Source organism: Streptomyces sp. NPDC019443 (genome assembly GCF_044389785.1).
GTDB lineage: Bacteria > Actinomycetota > Actinomycetes > Streptomycetales > Streptomycetaceae > Streptomyces.
The window spans coordinates 436281-456305 of sequence record NZ_JBIRYJ010000002.1; the positions used below are offsets into that span (position 1 = coordinate 436281).

At 71.0% G+C, this 20025-nt stretch carries 15 protein-coding genes and 1 pseudogene; 12 read left to right on the top strand and 4 right to left on the bottom strand.

Going from position 1 to position 20025, the window contains the following annotated elements:
- Nucleotides 1–75 precede the first annotated feature (75 nt).
- Nucleotides 76–1056, top strand: coding sequence for a dihydrodipicolinate synthase family protein (locus ACH492_RS08195; protein WP_398984048.1), 981 nt, complete (start codon nt 76–78; stop codon nt 1054–1056).
- 334 nt (nt 1057–1390) lie between these two features.
- Here the strand turns inward: ACH492_RS08195 and ACH492_RS08200 are convergent, their stop codons facing one another.
- From ACH492_RS08200 to ACH492_RS08210, 3 genes are read right to left on the bottom strand one after another with little or no spacing between them, the layout of a single operon-like run.
- Nucleotides 1391–2152, bottom strand: a complete 762-nt coding sequence (locus ACH492_RS08200) for an amidohydrolase family protein (RefSeq protein ID WP_398984050.1) — start codon at nt 2150–2152, stop codon at nt 1391–1393.
- On the bottom strand, nt 2152–2895 hold the full coding sequence (locus ACH492_RS08205) for an amidohydrolase family protein (protein WP_398984052.1): 744 nt from the start codon (nt 2893–2895) through the stop codon (nt 2152–2154). Before ACH492_RS08205 ends, ACH492_RS08200 begins: the two co-directional genes overlap by 1 nt.
- A 5-nt stretch (nt 2896–2900) precedes the next feature.
- Nucleotides 2901–4091, bottom strand: a complete 1191-nt coding sequence (locus ACH492_RS08210) for a DegT/DnrJ/EryC1/StrS family aminotransferase (protein WP_398984054.1) — start codon at nt 4089–4091, stop codon at nt 2901–2903.
- 124 nt (nt 4092–4215) lie between these two features.
- On the opposite strand from ACH492_RS08210, the gene ACH492_RS08215 reads away from it, so the two are divergent.
- Both ACH492_RS08215 and ACH492_RS08220 read left to right on the top strand, forming a co-directional pair.
- Nucleotides 4216–5454, top strand: a complete 1239-nt coding sequence (locus ACH492_RS08215) for a hypothetical protein (RefSeq protein WP_307661149.1) — start codon at nt 4216–4218, stop codon at nt 5452–5454.
- 42 nt (nt 5455–5496) lie between these two features.
- Nucleotides 5497–6573, top strand: a complete 1077-nt coding sequence (locus ACH492_RS08220) for a mandelate racemase/muconate lactonizing enzyme family protein (RefSeq protein WP_398984056.1) — start codon at nt 5497–5499, stop codon at nt 6571–6573.
- Between the two features lie 33 nt (nt 6574–6606).
- Here ACH492_RS08220 and ACH492_RS08225 read toward each other — a convergent pair.
- A pseudogene (locus ACH492_RS08225) lies at nt 6607–6765 on the bottom strand (IS1380 family transposase); the annotation flags it as partial.
- 378 nt (nt 6766–7143) lie between these two features.
- Here ACH492_RS08225 and ACH492_RS08230 point away from each other — a divergent pair.
- From ACH492_RS08230 to ACH492_RS08270, 9 genes are all read left to right on the top strand, one after another.
- A complete protein-coding gene (locus ACH492_RS08230) occupies nt 7144–7605 on the top strand; it encodes a hypothetical protein (protein WP_398984058.1) in 462 nt (153 codons plus the stop codon).
- 50 nt (nt 7606–7655) lie between these two features.
- Entirely contained in the window at nt 7656–8633 is a 978-nt protein-coding gene (gene pstC / locus ACH492_RS08235; protein ID WP_398984060.1) for a phosphate ABC transporter permease subunit PstC, read from the top strand.
- Between the two features lies 1 nt (nt 8634).
- Nucleotides 8635–9879, top strand: a complete 1245-nt coding sequence (pstA, locus tag ACH492_RS08240) for a phosphate ABC transporter permease PstA (protein WP_398984062.1) — start codon at nt 8635–8637, stop codon at nt 9877–9879.
- Between the two features lie 145 nt (nt 9880–10024).
- Nucleotides 10025–11752 (top strand): phosphate ABC transporter substrate-binding protein PstS, encoded by a 1728-nt coding sequence (pstS, locus tag ACH492_RS08245; RefSeq protein ID WP_398984064.1) that lies wholly within the window; start codon nt 10025–10027, stop codon nt 11750–11752.
- Nucleotides 11749–14316 carry a hypothetical protein gene (locus tag ACH492_RS08250; protein ID WP_398984066.1) on the top strand — a complete coding sequence of 856 codons (2568 nt, stop codon included), beginning with the start codon at nt 11749–11751 and terminating at the stop codon, nt 14314–14316. Before pstS ends, ACH492_RS08250 begins: the two co-directional genes overlap by 4 nt.
- 97 nt (nt 14317–14413) lie before the next feature.
- Nucleotides 14414–15412 carry a hypothetical protein gene (locus tag ACH492_RS08255; RefSeq protein ID WP_398984068.1) on the top strand — a complete coding sequence of 333 codons (999 nt, stop codon included), beginning with the start codon at nt 14414–14416 and terminating at the stop codon, nt 15410–15412.
- Between the two features lie 80 nt (nt 15413–15492).
- Nucleotides 15493–17067, top strand: coding sequence for an Ig-like domain repeat protein (locus ACH492_RS08260; protein WP_398984070.1), 1575 nt, complete (start codon nt 15493–15495; stop codon nt 17065–17067).
- A 147-nt stretch (nt 17068–17214) separates the two neighbouring features.
- Entirely contained in the window at nt 17215–19065 is a 1851-nt protein-coding gene (locus tag ACH492_RS08265; RefSeq protein WP_398984072.1) for a WxL protein peptidoglycan domain-containing protein, read from the top strand.
- A gap of 52 nt (nt 19066–19117) precedes the next feature.
- Nucleotides 19118–20014 (top strand): hypothetical protein, encoded by an 897-nt coding sequence (locus ACH492_RS08270; RefSeq protein WP_398984074.1) that lies wholly within the window; start codon nt 19118–19120, stop codon nt 20012–20014.
- The last annotated feature ends 11 nt before the right edge of the window (nt 20015–20025 follow it).

A 20025-nucleotide genomic window follows, 5' to 3' on the forward strand; every position in this document is an offset into this window, starting at 1 on the left:
TGGCCTTTCCTTTACGGTCCGGACCGTAAAGGCTAGCGTGTCGACAACGACCGCAACAGACGGGAGAGATCGCTCATGTCTGCGACGGAGAACCTGGTGCACAGGCTGCGCGGTGCCGTACTGCCCGCGGTGGCCACACCCATGGATCCCCGGGGAGTCGTGGACCTGGACGCGCTGCGCGGATACGCGGAGCGGATCGCGGCCGCCCGGATCGGCGGCGTCGCGGTATGGGCCCACACGGGTCGCGGTCTTCATCTCTCCGAACCCGACCGACAGCAGGTGCTGAGCATCTGGCGGGAGGCGGTCGATGGGCCGATCGTGGCAGGCGTGGGGGTGCCACGATCGGTCCGCCCCAGGACCCTGCAGGAGGCCGCGTCCGCCACGGTCGCCATGGCCGTGCAGGCGGCGGAGGGCGGTGCGGACGCGGTCATGGTCTATCCGCTCGCGCAGCTCGACGGGGACGACGACGAGGCCGTACGGCTGCACGAGAGCGTGGCCGCGGTGAGCGGGCTGCCCGTGCTCGGCTTCTTCCTGCACGGCGAGGCGGGCGGCTATCCGTATCCGCCGGCGCTGATCCGCCGACTGATGGCTCTTCCGTCGGCCGCGGGGATCAAACTCGCCACCCTGGACCGGGCGATGGCGTGCCAGGACGCGATCCGCGCGACCGAGGAGAGCGGAAAGCTGGTGGTCACCGGCGAGGACCGGATGTTCGGCCCGTCCCTGATGTGGGGTGCGGACTCGGCACTGGTGGGCATCGCGGCGGCCCGGGTCGGCCTGACGAGCGCGGTGCTGGACGCCTGGTGCGCGGGCGACCACGCCGGTTTCGTGCGCGCGTCGGGCCGCCTGGACCGGTTCGCGGAGGCGACGTTCCTGGCGCCCATCGAGGGGTATGTGCAGCGGATGCTGTGGGCGGCGGTGTGGGAGGGGCTGCTTCCGGAGTCGTCGGCGTGTGATCCGTACGGGCCGGGGTTGGCTGTGGGGGAGCGGCGGGTGGTGGTGGACTGCCTGGAGGAGCTGGCAAAGGAGCCGGACGAGGCCGAGGCGGGGGCTGTCTGAACCGGGCTCGGCCCCCGGACCCCGCGCCTCAATCGCCGGCGAGGCTGAAATTCGCGTCCGGGACCGCGCCCTGAACGTCGACGGCGCTTGATTTCGCTGTCCGGGACCGCGCCCTCAACGTCGGCGGGGCTTGATTCGCGTCCGGGACCGCGCCTCAAACTCCTCCCGACTTCGTCCGGGGATCCCCACGAGGCTGGAATTTCCCGCCGGTCGGCGTGAAATTCCAGGCCGACCGGCGGAAATCAAGCCCGTTGGGGGTCCGCCCGGACGAAGTCTGGGGGAGATTGAGGACACGGCCGGAGGCCGTACGGGGGCCCGGGGGGCTTGCCCCCGGTTACGGGAAGGGGCGGGGTGGGGAAAGAACCCCCTCCAAGCCGAACAGCCCCACCGCGTTCCGCCACAACACCCCCTCCCGCTCCTCAAACGAAAAGCCCGCATCCCGGACCACCCCCAGCGCCACCGACGGATCGATCAGCGTCGAGTCCGTCCCGAACAGCAGCCGCTCCACCGGCACCCCCGCCGCCCGCGCGTAGTCGATCCGGCCGGCGTCCGTGACCGTACGGCAGTGTTCGAGGTAGAGCCGGTCGCACGCCGCCGCCGCGTGCGCGGCCTCGCGCCAGGCGTCGCCGCCCGCGTGGCCCATGATGATCCGCAGCCGCGGCCGGCTCTCCAGCAGCTCGGGCAGCAGCGCGACCTCCGGGCCCCAGGTGTGCAGCAGCAGCGGCACCCCCGCCTCGTCGACAACGTCGAAGGCCTCGGCCATCTCCCGCGTGCCGATCAGCCGCCCCGGATAGTGGGTGTGGATCTTCGCGCCGACGAACCGGCCGGTGTCCAGACAGCGCCGCAGATCCTCGGCGCTCTCCTCGATACGGTTCGGGTTCACCACGGCGTAGCCGAGCAGCCGCGGGTGCACGGCCAGCACCTCGCGCAGCGCGGCGTTGCCCGCCACGGCGTCGTACACCACCGCCTCGGCGGCCGACACCAGCTGCAGATCGATGCCGTACTTGTCCATCAGGCGGATGTTGAACGCCGCGTCGCCCGTGTCCATGTGGAATGGCCACGGGCCCACATGCGCATGCACATCGATGATCGGCATCAGCCCAGCAACTCCTCGACGTTCCCGCCCGCGATCGCCGCGCGCTCCGCCTCCCCGATGCCCGCGTAGCGCAGCCGCAGCGTCTGCGGGGAGATGTCCATGAAGGGGGTGCGCGAGCCGAAGACCAGATGGCGCGCGCCTGCCGTGTCGACGACCCGCTCGATCGCGTCGGGGGCGGAGAGCAGCCGGGTGGTGGCCCGGAAACCCGGTTCGCTCCGGGCGAGGAGCAGGAAGTCGGCCAGCACATACGAGTGCACGTCGAGGAAGACGACATCCGCGCCGCGCCCGGCGAGCACCGGCCCGTAGTGGCGCGGGTCCCCGTCGTGCAGGAGGACCAGACCGCGGGCGACTGCCTGCCCGATCACATGCCGGTAGCCGGGGAAGTCCGGTTCCACGTCCTGCTGCTCGGTGAACAGCCGCAGGAAGCGCACGCCCTCCGCGTCCAGGGCGTCAAGACGATCGTCGGCGGCGAGCGCGTCCCGCAGATCCACGGTGCCGACCGGCAGCAGCTCGGGGCAGTCGGCGAGGTCCTTGACCGTACGGATGTTGCCCGCGGCGTCGTCGAAGAGCGCGCCCCGCGTCGACATGGCCAGCGCCCTGGAGACGGGAGAGCGGGCGAGGCGGGCCCTGACCTCGGCGAGGCCGATGTCGGCGTGATGCCTGGGCCACGGGCCGTACAGCACGTCGACGTCCCAGCCGATGAGTTCCTCGGGCGCGGTCCGCAGCCAGTCGTAGTCGGTCACCGCGGTCACCGTGCGTGGGCCCGGTCGTGGACGGTGCGGATCGCGCGGGCGATGTACTCCACGTCCGCCTCGGTGTATCCCTCGTTCCAGGGGAGGGCGAGCAGGGTCCGGCCGATCAGCTGCTCCGCCTGCGGACACAGCCCCGGCGGGTACCCCGGCAGGGCGGGATTGGCGTACAGCGGACGTTCGAGATAGCCCGGCATGGTGGGGACGCCCTCGGCCTGAAGGTCCTTTGCCCAGCGGGAGTTGTCGTCGACGAGCAGCGGGAAGAGCCACCAAGCGTGGCCCGGCAGCGGCTCGGGCACGGTGACCCGGTCGAGCCCGGCGAGCGCGGCGACGAGCTGCCCGGCCCGCTCCCGCCGCACGCGTACGACGTCCGCCACCTTGGCCAGCTGCGCGCGGGCCACCGCCGCGGTGAGCTCGGTCATCCGGTAGTTGAGGCCCATCTCGCGGTGGATCCGGCCCTCTGTGCGGTCCCAGCCCTTGTCCATGAACAGCCGCATATGGCGAGCGAGCCCGGGGTCGTCGGTGAGCGCGAGGCCGCCGTCGCCCGCGGTGATGTGCTTGTACTGCTGAAGGCTGAAGCAGGCGATGTCCCCGACCGTGCCGAGCAGTCGGCCGGTGCTGTCCTCGCCGAGCCAGGCCTGCGCGCAGTCCTCGATGAGCACAAGTCCGTGCCGGTCGCAGATGGCGCGCAGCGCGTCGATGTCGGCGGCGGCGCCGAAGAGATGCACGGCGATGACGGCCTTGGTGCGCGAGGTGAGCGCCGCCTCGACGGCGCCGGGGTCGAGGTTTCCGTCGTCGGGGCGTACGTCGGCGAACACCACCCGGCCGCCCTGCGCGACGACCGGTGCCACCGTGCCGAAGTCCGACAGCGGTGTGGTGATCACCTCGTCGCCCGGGCCGACCCCGGCCGCCGCGACCGCCAGATGCAGCGCGGCCGTACCCGAACTGCAGGCGACCGTTTCCCCGCGGGACGGGCGGGACGGGCGGGACGGGCGGGACGGGCCGGACCCGCGGGCCCCGCGGGAGTACAACCGCGTCATCTCGGCTTCAAGGGAACGTGCTTCACTGCCGAAGGCGCTGCACAGCACCGCGGAGTCCAGGACGCGCAGCACCGCGGCCCGTTCCTCCTCACCGAAGGTGCGGCCGCGCGGGCCGAGAACTGTGGGCAGCGGCATTTCCCGTTCGGGCATCGGGGCACTATCCTCTCCGCAAGCATGCGGTTATGGCCTGGGCCGAAATTAAAGCCGCGGTTGTCGGGCGTCAACCCCGTCCAGAAGTACCCCAGAACCACTCCAGAAGAACGGAGACCGGCCGATGGCTCTCACGGTCGGCGTCATCGGTCCCGAGGACCTTGTGCACAAGGTGGTCGCGGTCGGCGGCTCGGCCGGGGCGGACCGGCTGGTGCCCCTCCCGTACCGGCACGAGGACGAGACCCTCGACGTGGTCGGCAGGGCGCAGGCCGAGGTGGACGCGCTGCTCTTCACCGGCGTCGTGCCGCACACGCTCGCCACCGCCGCCGGAATCGTCGACCGGCCCGCGATGTATGTGCCGTACAGCGGCGCGACCCTGCTGCGTGCCCTGGTCGAACTGCTCCGCCTCGGCCACGACGTATCCCGTATCTCCATCGACACGCTGCGCCGCAGCGAGGTGATGGAGACGCTCACCGAGGCCAAGCTGCCCACCGACCATGTGCATGTACTGCCCTACCGGCCCGGGCTGACCTCGCAGGACCTGGCGGAGTTCCATCTCGCCGCGCGGGACAGGAAGCAGACGCGGGTCGCCCTCACCTGCCTCGGCTCGGCGTTCCATCTCCTCGACCACGAGATGCACGCCGTACGTCTCGCGCCGTCCCGGCACTCCATACGCTCCACGCTCCAGGCCCTTGTGCTCGCCACCGCGGGACAGCACAGCGGCGACGCCCAGGTCGCCCTCGGCATCATCGATCTTCCGGCGGCCGACAGTGAACTGGCCGCGGATCTGCGAGTGCTGGGCGGCAGCCTCGCCGATCTGGCGGACGGGCAGCGGCTGGTCGTCACCACCCGGGGCGTCCTGGAGGAGGTGAGCGGGCAGTTCACCCGCCTCCCCTTCCTCGACGACCTCGCGGCCCGGCACGGCGCCGCTCATGTGGGCTTCGGCCTCGGCCGCACCGCCGCGGAGGCCGAATCGCTGGCCAGGCGCGCGGTCAACAGGGCCCGCTCGGTGGGCCCGGTGGCCGGAGTCGTCTCGATGACCGACGACGTCGACATCGTGATCGACGCGGAACGCTCCGCGTCCACGCTGTCCGCGGCGGCGGCCGGGCCGGAGAGCACGGTCACGCTCGCCCGCCGCGTCGGACTGAACCCCAAGACGCTGGACCGGCTGCGTGAACTGGCCGCTCAGGAGCAGGACGAGGGCATCACCGCGCACCGCGTGGCGGAGCACCTCGCCGTCCAGCAGCGCACGGCCCGCCGCATCCTCAAGCGCCTGGAACGGGCCGGGGTGGCCGTACCGACGGGCAGCCGGCAGCTGGGCCAGACGGGCCGCCCGCCGATCGTCTACCGCGTACGCCTCTAAGCCCACCCTTACGGTCCGGGCCGTAACTCGAAGGAGCCGTGCTTGAAGATCGTCTCGGTCCACACCCGCGTTGTCAGGGCCCCCTATCGGCGACCCTTCGTCATCAGCAGTGGAACCAGCCCCGAACTCATCAGCCTGGTCGTCGAAGTACGCACGGCAGACGGCGATACCGGCTTCGGTGAGGCCTCCCCGATGACCGCGTACACCGGCGAGACCCTCGCGGGCCTTGAGGCGGCGCTCACCGAACACGCCGCCCCGGCGCTGATCGGCCGCGACCCCCGCGACCTGGCGGGAGCGCACGCCGCCATGGACGCCGCCATCCGCGGCCAGAAGCTGGCCAAGGCGGCGCTGGACATCGCGCTGCACGATGTGGCGGCGCGGGCGGCGGGCTGGCCCGTGCATCTGCTGCTCGGCGGCTGTGTCCGCCCGCGCATCCCCACCACCTGGGTGGTCGGTCTCGGGACGGTCGAGGAGATGGTTGAGGAGGCGGCCGTGTACGCCGCACGCGGCTTCACCCACATCAAGGTGAAGGGCGGCGAGGACCCGGAACTGGATGTGCGGCTGGTCCATTCCGTGCGCGATGCCGTGCCGGACTTTGTGGAGCTCAGCCTCGACGCGAACGAGGGCTACGACCCCGGCATCGCGGGCCGGACCGTCGGCCGGCTCGCCGACGCCGGGCTCGATCTGATCGAACAGCCGCTGCCCCGCTGGGACTTGACCGGCATGGCCGCGCTGCGCAGCCGCGGCGGCGCGCGCGTCATGGCCGACGAGAGCGTGCACTCGCTGCACGACGCCCTGGAGATCGTCCGCCGAGGGGCGGCCGATGTCCTCAATATCAAGATCCTGAAGGTGGGCGGGCTGTACAGGGCCCGGCAGATCGCAGCGCTCGCCGAGTCCGCGGGCCTCGCCGTAAAGATCGGCACCATGCCGGAGTTGGGCGTCGCCACCCTGGCCGCTGCCCATCTGACCGCCGCCCTGCCGCACGCCACGGTCCCGGCGGACCTGGTGGGCCCGCTGCTGGTGGATACGGAACCGCTGGCGCCGACGGCGTTCGCGGCGACGGCGGAGACGGGGTGGGTGGACGTACCGGTGGGACCGGGCCTGGGCCACGACCTGTGATCCGGACGGCTGAAGGCCCCGGCTGGGACTCCGCAAGCGCAGGCGGCGGCCGCCTCGGGTGAGGCGGGCGGCGACGTGCGGCAGCCGGTAGCGGAGTTTCTCGGGTTCGGCAGCGGCCGGCTCGCTGTCCAGCAGCAGGACGCGCGTGCAGGCCAGGAGAACGATTGCCGCGAGGCTGAGTTCGAGCCAGGCCTACGGGGGCCATGATGCGCGGCCCCAGGTCTCAGGAGGCTTCCGACTGCCCCTTCATCACACGGTTGGTGCGAAGCCACGGTTCCGCGACAACGGGCGAGGGGCGAAGGCGCCGGCGGCGGCCGGAACGCGACGGTCAAGCCCTGGAGAAACCTCGCGGGAGCCGCGCAGCGTCACCAGAGGCTTGATCATGATTACGTTGCGTTCGCCGGAGCTGCCCATTCATCTTCTCTCCGTTCGGCCTTCACCCTTCTGTGCTCACAGGCCCCACACAACCAGCGACTGTCAGGTGCGCTGGGGAGGGGTTTCAGCCTGTGGCGTGAAGCGTTCGGGCAGAAGGGGGTGGTTTCGATGGTTCGGCCGCGGTTTTTGTACGTAGTGCGCGTATCGCAGCAGAGACCGGACGGAGAGGAGAAGCCGGTCGGGTGGCGGTTGGTCGGTGCGAACAACCGGGAACTCGGCCGCAGTGCCGAGGTGTTCGGCAGCCTCGCGGAGTGTCAGACCGCAGTGACCCGGCTCCGGGAGAAGGTGGCGGGGGCCCGTGTTCTCCTGACCATGCCGGATGCCGCGGGCAGCTGGACATGGCACCTGGAGATCGAGGGGCGGGCTGTCGCTGTTGCCGGGCGGCGCTATCTGCGCCAGCGGGAGTGCCAGTACAACCTCAGCCAGTTCCTGGTCGCGGTCCCCGTGGCCCAGCTGGCCGTGGGGATGACGAACCGCCCGAGGTCGCGCGGTCTGCCCCCGCGCGGTCTTGAGGGGGCGCGGTCCACGCGAGCAGACCAGGAAGACGAAGGACACGCCTCGCCGCGCACCGTCGTCCGGACGGCCGGTGCGCGATGACCGTTGCCGTGCCCGGGCCGGTACGCCCGGCGGAGTCAGGGCCGGATCCCGTGGACGTGCCGCGTGCCGTGCGGGGCAGGGGTGAGCCGGGGGACCGCCTCTTCCGTGGGGCGGCGCGCGGAAGCGGGGCCGTCGTACTGGCCATCATGCTGCTGGTCGGTGTCTTCCTCACCTACCGTGCGTCTCAGGCGCTCGATGTGGCCAAGGGCTCGTTCCTCACCACGTCCGCGTGGGAGCCGGATGCCCACCGCTTCGGGATCGCCGCGGTGCTCACCGGCACCGTGCTCATCGGCCTGGTGGCGATCAGCATCGCGGTGCCGCTGGCGATCGGCACGGCGCTGTACATCTCGGAGTACGCGCCGCGGCGTCTGAAGCGGACGTTCGTCAGTCTTGTGGACCTCATGGCCGCGGTGCCGAGTGTGGTGTACGGGCTGTGGGGTGCCTTCTTCCTGCAGGGGCATGTCGTGGGGCTCTCCCGCTGGATCGCGACGTACTTCTCCTGGATACCGCTCTTCAAGGTCGACGGGAGCGACCCGCACGACCCGCTGGAGACGGCGACCGTCTACACGTCCTCCACCTTCATCGCCGGCATCGTCGTGGCGCTCATGGTCACGCCGATCGCCTGCTCGGTGATGCGGGAGACGTTCTCCCAGGCGCCTCCGGGAGAGCGCGAGGGCGCGTTCGCGCTCGGGGCCACCCGGTGGGGAATGATCCGCGCGGTCGTGCTGCCGTTCGGCTGGGGCGGCGTGATCGGCGGCACCATGCTCGGTCTGGGCCGGGCCCTGGGCGAGACGATCGCCGTCTACATGATCATCTCGCCGGTCTTCGCCGTACAGCCGCACATCCTGCAGAACGGCTCCAACTCCGTGTCGGCACTGATCGCGCTGCGCTACGGATCGGCGAGCGGATTCGGCATGTCGGCCCTGATGGCCGCGGGACTGGCCCTGTTCCTGATGACCCTTGTCGTGAACTTCATCGCGTCCTCGATCGCGGCCCGCAGCCGCTCGGGCAGCGGGACGGAGGCCTGAGATGACCGACCTCCTCAAAGAGCGGCCGGCGCAGACCGTACGGCCGGCAACCGAAGGACAGGGCAAATCCCCGGAAGTCCGCCGGAACACCTCGTCGGTGCAAGGCTCGGATCTGCTCGCTCTGGCGGGCGCCACCGTGGGGTCCCTCTCCCTGACGGCCCTACTCTTCACCTGGATCGCGCCGTTCGACTCGATCCTGGGCTTCCTGGTCGTCGCCTACGTGTTCTTCCTCGGCGTCTACGCCGTGCTTGTCTCCTTCGACGAGAACGGCGTGGCGGTACGGGACAAGGTCGCGGCGGTGCTGTGGCAGAGCCTCGCGCTGCTGCTGCTGGCGGCGCTGGTCCTGGTCGTGGTGTACACCCTGTGGCGCGGCAAGTCGGCCCTGGTGCATCTGAACTTCTTCACCGAGGACATGTCGCGCACCGGCCCGCTCCAGCCGCTCACCGACGGCGGCATGGTGCACGCCATCATCGGCACGCTGGAGCAGATCGCCATCTCACTGGTGATCACTGTGCCGCTGGGGCTTGCCTGCGCGGTGTTCCTCAATGAAGTCCCGGGCCGGTACGCCCGGTTCGTACGGACCATCGTGGAGGCGATGACGGCACTGCCGTCGATCGTGGCCGGCCTGTTCATCTACGCCACGGTGATCCTCATCCTCGGCGTCGACAAGTCCGGCTTCGCCGCCTCCCTGGCGCTCAGCGTGATGATGCTGCCCATCATCATCCGTGCCTCCGACGTCGTCATCCGGCTGGTGCCCAGCTCGCTGCGCGAGGCGTCGTATGCCCTCGGCGCGAGCCAGTGGCGCACGGTGTGGACCGTGGTCCTGCCCACCGCACGCTCCGGGCTCACCACCGCGGTGATCCTGGGCACCGCCCGCGGGATCGGCGAAACCTCGCCGGTGCTGCTCACCTCCGGCTTCACGGCCGACCTCAACACCAGCGCGCTCAGCGGTCCACAGGTCTCGCTGCCGCTGGCGACCTTCCAGCTGGTGGGATCCCCCCAGCCCAGCCTGATCGCCCGCGGGTTCGGATCCGCGGCCCTGCTGATGGCTCTCGTACTGCTGCTCTTCATCGTGGCCCGGGTGGTCGGCGGACGCGGTCCCGGCGAGCTGACCCGCAACCAGCAGCACCGGCGCGTGGTGGCCTCGCGCCGCGACACCGAGCGCATGAGCAAGCGCGCACGGCTCAGGCCACAAGGCCCCGAGCCGCACGCCCGCCCCGGTGCCCCCGGCAGCCCCTCCGACTGAGACCCGTCCAGCCGCACGGCTCCCACCCGCACGGCTCCCACCCGCACGGCTCCCACCCGCACGGCTCCCACCCGCACCGCTCCCACCCGCACCCACGGATTCCGCACTGCCCTGTACCGACGACACCGACCAGGAGTCACCAGCCATGCCCGGATCGCCTCCGGCAACGTCCGCACGCTTCCGCCTGAGAGTCGTGACCGCCTTCACCCTCTTGGCCGCCCTCCTGTTCGGCGCCGCGCTGCCCGGCGCCGAGCCCGCCCATGCCGCGACGTATGTCCCGATCTCGGGTGCCGGATCCACCTGGAGCCAGAACGCCCTCGACCAGTGGCGGGCCAACGTCAAGCAGTACGGAATGACGGTGAACTACAACGGCACCGGGTCCTCCGACGGCCGTAACCAGTTCCGCAACGGCACCGTGGACTACGGCGTCTCCGAGATCCCGTACGGCATCAAGGACTCGGGCGTCGTCGACTCTCCGCCGTCCCGCAAGTACGCCTATATGCCGATCGTGGCCGGCGGTACCTCGTTCATGTACAACCTCAAGATCGGCAACAAGCGGGTGACCAACCTCCGGCTGTCCGGAGAGGTCATCGCCAAGATCTTCACCGGGCAGATCAAGACCTGGAACGACCCGGCGATCAAGGCCGACAACCCGGCGCTCGCCTCGGCGCTGCCCGCCCGCAGGGTCGTCCCCGTGGTGCGCTCCGACGGCTCCGGCACCACCGCGCAGTTCACCACCTGGATGAGCAAGCAGCACTCCTCGCTGTGGGACGCCTACTGCCGCCGGGCCGGCCGCGACACGCCCTGCGGCGCGACGTCGAACTACCCGCTCGTCCCGGGCAGCGGCTTCGTCGGCCAGTCGGGCTCGAACGGTGTGTCCGGCTATGTCGCCCAGGGGGGCAACGTCGGCACGATCACCTACGTCGAGTACTCCTACGCGGTCTACACGACCGGGTTCCCGGTGGCCAAGGTGCTCAACTCGGCCGGGTACTACACCGAGCCGACCGCGAAGAACGTGGCGGTGGCCCTCACAAAGGCGCGGATCAACGAGAACAGCTCATCGCCGGGCTATCTGACGCAGATCCTCGACGACGTCTACAACGACCGGGACGCGCGCGCCTATCCGCTCTCCAGCTACAGCTACATGGTCATCCCGACGGCGCTGGAGTCGAACTTCAACACCCAGAAGGGCAAGACCCTCGGTGCCTTCGCGTACTACTTCCTCTGCCAGGGGCAGCAGCACGTGGACAACCTCGGCTACTCGCCACTGCCGATCAACCTCGTGCAGGCCGGCCTGAAGCAGGTCCGCAGGATTCCCGGGGTCGACGTCGAGAAGATCAATATCAAGGACTGCCGCAACCCAACGTTCTCCAGCGACGGCAGCAACACCCTTGCCAAGACCGCCCCTTACCCGCCGGCCTGTGACAAGAAGGGCGCGGCGCAGTGCTCGACCGGCACGGGCGGAGCCAAGACCCCGACCACCGTCAACGGCAACGGCTCCGGCTCCGGCTCCGGCTCCTCCGGCGGTTCATCCGGATCCGCACAGGGCGCCACCGGAGGCGGCAGCACCGGCTCCGGCGGGTCGGCCTCGGGCGCGGGCGGCAAGGGTACGGGCGGGGCGGCGGCCGGCAGCGGCGGCGCGTCCGCCGGCCCCGGGGCCACGATCGACCCGGACACCGGGCAGGTCATCGGGGACAACGGCGCGGCGGCCGACGGCGGCAGCGGTGACGCCTTCGCCGTACCCGTCATGACATCCCGGAGCATCGGGGGTGGCATGCGGACCGCGCTGATGGTGGTGGCGGGTGTGCTGCTGATCGTGGTGACGGTCGGACCTCCGCTGCTGAACAGACGGCTGAAGCGGAGCACGTCATGATCGGGGCGCTCCGCCGGTTCCTCCGCGCGACGTCTGTCGTCGCGCTCGTCCTGCTCACCGCGGTAACGGCTGCCGTCGCCGTGACCATGGCTTCCCAGCCGGCCGACGCCGCCGAGGGGAGCGGGTCCGGGTCCGGGGTGACTGTCTCCGGACGAGGCCCCTACGCGGACCTGAAGGTGACCGTCAGCCAGACCCGGAACCTGGTCAACCAGGTGGTGAAGATCTCCTGGAAGGGCGGCGCACCCACGGTCTCTGACACCAACTATGCGGCCAACTACCTCCAGGTCATGCAGTGCTGGGGGGACAAAGCCGGCGGACCCGACCCCGAGCAGTGCCAGTTCGGCGGCTCGTCCGCGCTGGGTGGGGGCTCGGGCAGTCAGGCCGCCGGCGCGTACACCAACACCCGGCAGCTGACCTATGGCGGGCTGAAGGACCCGGAGCAGCAGCTTCCGCCTGCGACCGGCACCGGCATCTCCTACGTCCCGTTCAAGTCGGCGGCCGGCGATGTGATCACCAAGGGGAACTGGAACGAGTTCTACGACGTGAACACCACGAACGAGGCCCCCTACGCCCGCAGCGGTCCCGACGGCAAGGGCGAGGTGTACTTCGAGGCCCAGACGGCGCTGGAGGCGCCCGGCCTGGGCTGCGGCGAGGTGCCGGCCGGGGCCTCGAACGCGACGGCCGGCCGGCCCTGCTGGCTGGTGATCGTGCCGCGCGGCGAGAGTGAGGTGGACGGCAGCTCGTACGGCTCCCAGCCGAGCGGGCTCCTGCAGTCCTCGCCGCTCACCGCGAGCAACTGGAAGCACCGTCTCGTCGTGCCGATGCGCTTCGAACCGATGGGCCGTTTCTGCCCGATCGGCGCCGACGAGCGGAGCACGCTCGGCAACGAGATCGTCGCCGAGGCCATCGCCCGCTGGCAGCCCGCCCTGTGCCAGTCCGCGAGCAAGACGATCTACGGCTATGCACAGGTGACCGACGACACCGCCCGCGCCAAGCTGGTCTCCGGCAAGCCCGGCCTTGTCTTTCTGGGCCGCCCGGCCACCGGCAGCCAGGTGCCCGCCGGCCTGCGTCCCATCTACGCACCCTTGGCGCTGTCCGGGCTGACCATCGGCTTCTTCATCGAGAGCCAGGCCGGCTTCAACGCGCCCGGCGCGGTCAAGGCGCGCGACGGAGCACGGCTGACCAGCCTCAACCTCACCCCGAGGCTGGTCGCCAAGCTGCTCACCGAGTCGTACCAGGACGGCAATTCGCGCTTCGCGCCGAGCACCGCCGACAACCCGTTCAACCTGGGCCGCGACCCGGAGTTCCGCAAGTTCAACCCCGATTACAAGGACCTGGACTTCGGCGGCAGCCTCGGCGACGCGCTCGTACCCGAGGCGCTCTCCGATGCGGCGTGGCAGCTGTGGAACTGGGTGGACCAGGACCCCGCCGCCCGGGAGTTCCTGAGCGGCACCGCCGACAACAAGGGACGGTACGGCGACGCCGCCCTGTCGGGTATGAAGGTCAACCCGCACTACCGGGACCTCAAGCTGCCGCTGAACGACTTCCCGAAGAGCGACCCGTTCTGCCAGGAGTTCGAGGACCACCCGGACCACCCGCTGTGCATCCAGGACAAGCATCCGTACGCCTCCGACATGCACGCGGCCGCCCGGGCCGCCGCCCGCGGTGACACGCTGGCCCGGGCCGGCTGGGACAACACCACCACGCCGCCCGGCTACAAGAAGAACCCTCCGCAGCCCACGGGCCGACGGGCGGTCCTCGCCGTGACCGACACGGCGACGGCGAGCCGCTACGGGCTGGTGACGGCGAAGCTCCAGAACGCCGCGGGCCGCTTCGTCGGCCCCGATACGGCCGCTCTGCTCGCCGGCCAGGCGGCCATGAAGCCCAGTGGAGTCACCGGGGTTGTGAGCCCCAACCCGGCCACGAAGACAAAGAACGCCTACCCGCTCACCCTCCTCACCTACGCGGCGACCGTGCCCGAACAGCTGACCAAGAAGGAAGGCCAGGACTACGCGGCCCTCCTGAGGTACGCGGCGGGCAACGGACAGCGGCCGGGGGTGGCGGCAGGGACTCTCCCCGAGGGGTACGCCCCGCTGCCGCGGACTGTGCGCGCGGGGACCCTTGCCGCCGCCGACGCCATCGCGTCCCGGGCCGGCACCTCGCCGTCACCTCCCGGCCCCGGCGGTGACGCCGAAGGCTCCATCGCGGGCTCGGACTCGTCCGGAGGCGGCGCTGCGGGCGGTGGTGGGGGCGACGCGAGCGGCGGTGCCGGGTCGGCCGACGGGCAGTCGAGCCCGGCGGGCGGCGCCGGGGCGCCCCCGTCCGCGACCACGAAGCCGTCCGGTTCGCCGTCCGCGGCGGCAGCCGCCGCCTCCGACGAGCCGATCATCCGCACCCCGGCCTGGGCGCTCGGCGCTGTGCGCTACGCCCTCCTGACCGCCCTCATCGTCGGGCTCGCCGCCGCGGTCAGCGGCCCCCTTCTGCCGAGGGTGCTGCCGCGGCTGTCGGCAGGTTTGTCGGCCTGGCGCGCCGGGGCCAACAAGTCCGGCAGCGAAGGGAGGTGATGCCCGAACTCGAAACATCGACAGGTCCGCGCCAACGAACTGTCTGAACACCGTGCCGGGCACCACCCGGCGAAAGCCTATCCGAGAGGTAACGCAAGTGAACAAGAGAAAGATAGCCGTCGCCGCTGTCGGCATCACCGGTCTCCTCACCGGCACCGTCTGCGCGAGCCAGGCCGTCGCCGACCCCTCCGGGCCGCCGCCCTACCGCCAGCTCTCCGGCGTAGGTTCCGACACCACCCAGGACGTGATGAACGGCCTGGCCAACGCCATCACCATCAATGGCACCAAGGTCATCGGCTCGTACGACTCCACCGGCTCGGCGCAGATCACCACCAAGGACCCCGCCACCACCCCGGGCTGCACCGTCAACCGCCCGAACGGATCCGGCGCCGGACGCACCGCCCTGCTGAACTCCCTGCAGGCGGGCAACGGCTGTCTGGACTTCGCCCGCTCCTCCAGCCTCAACCTGAGTGCGGCGAACCCTGGACTGACCTATGTCCCGTTCGCCGTGGACGCGGTGAGCTACTCGATCACGCCGACCAGCACCGTGCCGCGCAAGCTCTCGCTGGCCGACCTCAAGGCCATCTACCACTGCGACCCCAACTACGTGGGCACCGCGCCCAACTTCAGCCTCACCGTGTACCTGCCGCAGGCGGGCTCGGGCACCCGTAGCTTCTGGGAGTCCCAGATGGGCATCACGGACGCGGATGTGGTCGCGGGCGTCTACCCCTGCATCAAGGACACCAAGAGCGGCGCGCCCGTCCAGGAGCACGACGGCCGAGTGCTCGACGACAAGTCGATCGCCCCGTTCTCCATCGCGCAGTACAACTCGCAGGCCACGCAGACCATCGCGGACCTGCGAGGCCGCGCCATCCTCGGCACCATCGACGGTCTCGCGCCGAACACGCTGAACAGCAACTTCGGTGTGAAGCGCGACGTTTACAACGTCATCCCGACCAGCAAGATCGGGACCGCGCCGTACAGCGCCGTCTTCGTCGGCTCGAACTCCCTCGTCTGCCAGCAGTCGGCAGTGATCAACACCTACGGCTTCGCGACCAACGCGAATTGCGGCGACACCAGCAAGCAGACCCCCTGACGCTGTCCCGGCTTCTCAACCCCCCATGCCTGACCCATCGCTTTCGTCACTTTCATCCTTCCAAGAAGGAGAGCACGACTGTGTGGAAGAACACCCTCTCGCGAACCCTGGCGGGCGGTCTCGCGAGCCTGGTCGCCGTGCTGGCAGGCGGCCTGATCCTGGCCCCCTCGGCACATGCGGCCGACATCGGCACCGCGGCCGTCACCCCGGCGACCGGCTCCGACACCTCCAGCATGACGCTGACCACGTCGGGAGCCTGCCCGGCCAACGCCACCAACGTCATTGTCTCGGTGACCGGTTCGGGCTTCCCGGCCGGCGGCCAGAACGTGGTCGGCAACTCGCCGATCAGCACCTACGGATCGACGGCGGACGGTGGGCTCGTCATCCCGCTCTCGCAGACGATGCGTGACTACGCCAACACGGCCGGCTTCAGCAACCTGACCGGCAAGTACACCTTCCAGGTCACCTGCCGCACGGCCTTCAACGGCACCAGCCTCGGAGACTTCCCGGGCGCGGTCTGGTTCACCTCCAACACGGCCTACCAGAACACCGACCCGGCCGTGAAGACCGACACCACCACCTCCCTCGCGGTGTCCCCGGCGAGCCCGGTCACCGCGGGTACTCCCGTGACGCTGACCGCGACCGTCGGCCCGGCCGGCGCCGCGGGCACGGTGCAGTTCAGCGACAACGGCGCTGCGCTGGGCAACCCGGTGACCGTGTCCGGCGGCCAGGCCGCGCTCACCACGAGCAGCCTGGGCGCGGGCAGCCACTCGCTGACGGCCGCCTTCACGCCGAGCGGCACCGCCTACAACCCGTCCGCCTCCTCCGCGGTCTCGTACACGGTCAACGCCGCTCCGGCGACCGCGACGACCACCGCGCTGGCCGTCTCGCCGGCCGGCACTTCGGCGCAGTTCAGCCCGGTCAGCATGTCGGCCACGGTGGCGCCCGCCTCGGCGGCCGGTTCCGTGAAATTCCAGGACACCGTGGGCGGCACCACCACCACGCTGGCCACGGTGCCCCTCGCCGCGGGTCAGGCGGCCTACACCACCAGCAGCCTGGCTGCCGGTGACCACTCCTTCTCGGCGGTCTTCGTCCCGTCGAACCCGGCCGCGTACCTCGGCTCGGACTCCAGTGCCGTTCCCTACGTGATCGGTGCCTTCGCCGGTGTCACCGCCTCGCAGGACATCACCACCACCGTCGAGGCCGGTGCGCTGGTCATCAGCGTCGACAACCCGCACGTCACCCTGCCTTCCCCGGTGCTCAACGCCAATGGTGACCTGCTGACCACCACGGGCGCGATCAACGCAGTCACGCTCACCGACACCCGCGCCGGTAACCCGGGCTGGTCCGTCAGCGGCCAGCTGACCGACTTCTCCGACGGCGGTACGCACCTGATCAACGGTCAGAACCTCGGCTGGACGCCGAAGGTGATCGACAAGGGCGCGTCCCAGACCGTCACGGCCGGTGCGGCGGTCGCCGCCGCCAATGGTGTCGCCCCCGCGGACGCGGGCACGGCCGGACTCAAGTCCTCCCGTTCCCTCGCCAACGGAACCGGCCTGGGCACCGCCCACGTCGGGGCGGACCTCGCCCTCAACGCGCCGACTTCGACCGTGGCCGGCACCTACACCGCCACGCTCACCCTGACGGCCATCTGACCCGGTCGGATGGCCATGGGGCGGCCCCAACCCCCTGGTGACCGCCCCGGGCCGGGACGGGCAGCGATGCCCGTCCCGGCCTCCCACCCCACCAGCAACCCACCCCACCCCGCTCCGCCCGTCCCGCGCCCGATCGGACGACCCGACATGATCACGACCTCAGCCCGCCGCATCGCCGCCGTCCTGGCCGCATGCCTCCTCGCCGTCCTCCCGGCCGCAGCCGGAGCCGCGTCGGCTGCCGCCCCGGTTCCGGCCACCCGGCCGGGCGACGGCAGACAGGGGCGTACGACCTTCGGTGTCCAGCCGTCGGCCGCGAAGAAGCCCGACGCGCGGCCGCACTTCTCGTACGGGGCGACCCCGGGCGCCGCCGTCAACGACCACATCGCCGTCTACAACTACGGCAAAGAGCCGCTCACCCTGCGGGTGTACGCGGGCGACGCCTTCACCACCGCCGACGGAGGCTTCGACCTGTTCGCGGCGAACCACAGGTCCACCGACGTGGGCTCCTGGGTGAAGCTCGGCAAGAACCTGCTGAGCGTGCCCGGCCGGTCCCACGTCATCGTGCCCTTCACCCTGACCGTCCCGCGGAATGTGACGCCCGGGGACCACACCGGCGGCATCGTCGCGTCGCTGTCGGCGGCAGGCACCGACAAGAAGGGCAGCAAGGTCGCGGTCGACCAGCGGGTGGGGGCGCGGATCTATCTGAGGGTGGCCGGTGAACTGAAGCCCCGGCTCACTGTTGAGGGCCTGCACACGACCTACCAGGGCACGGCCAACCCCTTCGGCACGGGATCGGCGACCGTCACGTACACCGTGCGCAACACCGGCAACGTCCGGCTGGCAGCCCGTCAAGCGGTCCGTGTGCGCGATCTGTTCGGCAGCGGAGCGAAGGTGGCGAACCCTCGTGACATCACCGAGCTGCTGCCCGGCGCCGCTGTGAAGATCACGGCCTCGGCCACCGGGGTCGTCCCGGCCATGCGGGACACCACCACGGTCACCGTCGACCCCAAGCCCGTACGGGGCGACATCAAGCATCGCGTGCTGCCACGGGTCACTCGGGTCGAAAACTTCTGGGCCGTGCCGTGGGCGCTGCTGGCCGTGCTGCTGGTCGCCGCCGGTGCCCCGACGCTCCGGCTCGTACGCAGGCGGCGCCGGCGCGGCGCCGGCACGAGCGCACCGGAGCAGCGCCCCGCCGCGGCCAGGTCGAAGCAGGCCGTCGGCCTCGCGGCGATCCTGCTCACCGCCGGAGCGGTCGTCGCGGGTGCACCTGCCGACGCCCGGGCGGCGGAGGCGGCGGAGTCCGGAGGACTCGCGGTCAGCCCGGCGCGGGGCAGCGACGCCCAGCCCATCACGCTCAGTTCCGCCGCGCCCTGCCCCGCGAAGACCGCCAACGTCATCGCCCGCGTCACCGGAGCGGGATTCCCCCGCGACGGCCAGATCGTCGTCGGCAACGCCCCGCTCGCCACCTATCCGAAGGTGCCCGGCGGCGGCCTGTCGATCCCGCTCACGTACACGATGCGGGACTACGCCAGCACGGCCGGCTTCACCACCCTGCGCGGCACCTACACCTTCACGGTCAGCTGCCTCAAGGGCGCATTCGACCTGACGAGTCTGCGGGACTTCACGGGGTCCCTGCGGTTCACCGCGAAAGACGCGTACCGGGACGGTACGCGGGTCGCGGTCAAGGCCCCGGACGCGAAAGCGCCGGGGCAATCGGAGCAGCCCGTACCGCCGACCGTGTCGGGGGGCGGTACGGGCGCTGAAACAGGGAGCGCGGCGGGCGCCGGGGCGGCGGCACCTTCCGCGCCCGCGAACGGGTCCGCCGCACCCGCGGGTGCGCCCGCCGCGACGGAAGCCGCCGCTCAGGACTCCAACACCTCGCTCGTCGTCTGGTCGGTGGCCGGTTTCGCCGCCGCCCTGCTGGCACTCCTCATGGGTGCCGCTCACTGGGCGCGGGGACGCCGGGCGCGTGCCGCCGAACCCGAGCCGGGCGACTGAACACCACCACCATCCACACCTCTTGAACCATCAGTCACAGGGAGAGAACACCGTGTCCATCACAACCAAGTCCCGCACCTTGATATCCTGGCCCGCTGCCGTCCTGCTCGGATCGCTGATCGCGGCGACCGGCGCGGCCGGGGTGCTCACCGCGACCGCCGCGCACGCCGAGGTCGTCGGTACGGCGGAGGTGGCCCCGGCCACCGGCACGGACACCAGCGGGATTTCGCTGACCACGTCGAAGGCGTGCCCGGAGGCGGCCACGAACCTCATCGTCGCGGTGAAGGGCTTGGGCTTCCCGGCCGAGGGCCAGAACGTGGTCGGCAACTCGCCGCTCAGCACCTACGGATCGACGGCGGACGGCGGGCTCATCATCCCGCTCTCCCAGACGATGCGTGACTACGCCAACACGGCGGGGTTCACCACGCTGAAGGGCCGCTACGACTTCACGGTGACCTGCCGCACCGCCTTCAACGGCACCAGCCTCGGCGACTTCACCGCGCCGATCTGGTTCACCTCCAACACCGCGTACCGCAACACCGACCCCGCCGGGCCCACGGCCACGCCGTCCTCCACGGCGCCCACCAGCACCGCCTCCCCGTCGCCCACGGGGACCGCCTCGCCGACCGACACCGCGTCTCCGACGGACACCGCCTCGCCCACCGACACGGCGCTGCCGACCGACACCGCGACGCCCACCGACACGGCGCTGCCGACCGACACCGCGACGCCGACGGAGACCGCGACCCCGGGCGGCGGCTCCCAGGGCATCTCCACCGACGTCAACGGCGGTGCCTCGGGCGGCGGCAAGGGATCCCTCGCTGCCACCGGCACCGATGTGGCCATGGTCGGCGCGGTTTCGGCCCTTCTGGTCGCGGCGGGCATCACCGTCGTCCGGCGGAACCGCAAGCGCGACGAGTTCTCCGTCACTGACACCCCGAACGTCTGAGGCGGGGGAGA

Coding starts and splice junctions, on each gene's coding strand:
- ACH492_RS08195 (WP_398984048.1), top strand. CDS start 76: ATGTCTGCGACGGAGAACCTGGTGCACAGGCTGCGCGGTGCCGTACTG.
- ACH492_RS08200 (WP_398984050.1), bottom strand. CDS start 2,152: ATGCCGATCATCGATGTGCATGCGCATGTGGGCCCGTGGCCATTCCAC.
- ACH492_RS08210 (WP_398984054.1), bottom strand. CDS start 4,091: ATGCCCGAACGGGAAATGCCGCTGCCCACAGTTCTCGGCCCGCGCGGC.
- ACH492_RS08215 (WP_307661149.1), top strand. CDS start 4,216: ATGGCTCTCACGGTCGGCGTCATCGGTCCCGAGGACCTTGTGCACAAG.
- pstA (WP_398984062.1), top strand. CDS start 8,635: ATGACCGACCTCCTCAAAGAGCGGCCGGCGCAGACCGTACGGCCGGCA.
- pstS (WP_398984064.1), top strand. CDS start 10,025: ATGCCCGGATCGCCTCCGGCAACGTCCGCACGCTTCCGCCTGAGAGTC.
- ACH492_RS08250 (WP_398984066.1), top strand. CDS start 11,749: ATGATCGGGGCGCTCCGCCGGTTCCTCCGCGCGACGTCTGTCGTCGCG.
- ACH492_RS08265 (WP_398984072.1), top strand. CDS start 17,215: ATGATCACGACCTCAGCCCGCCGCATCGCCGCCGTCCTGGCCGCATGC.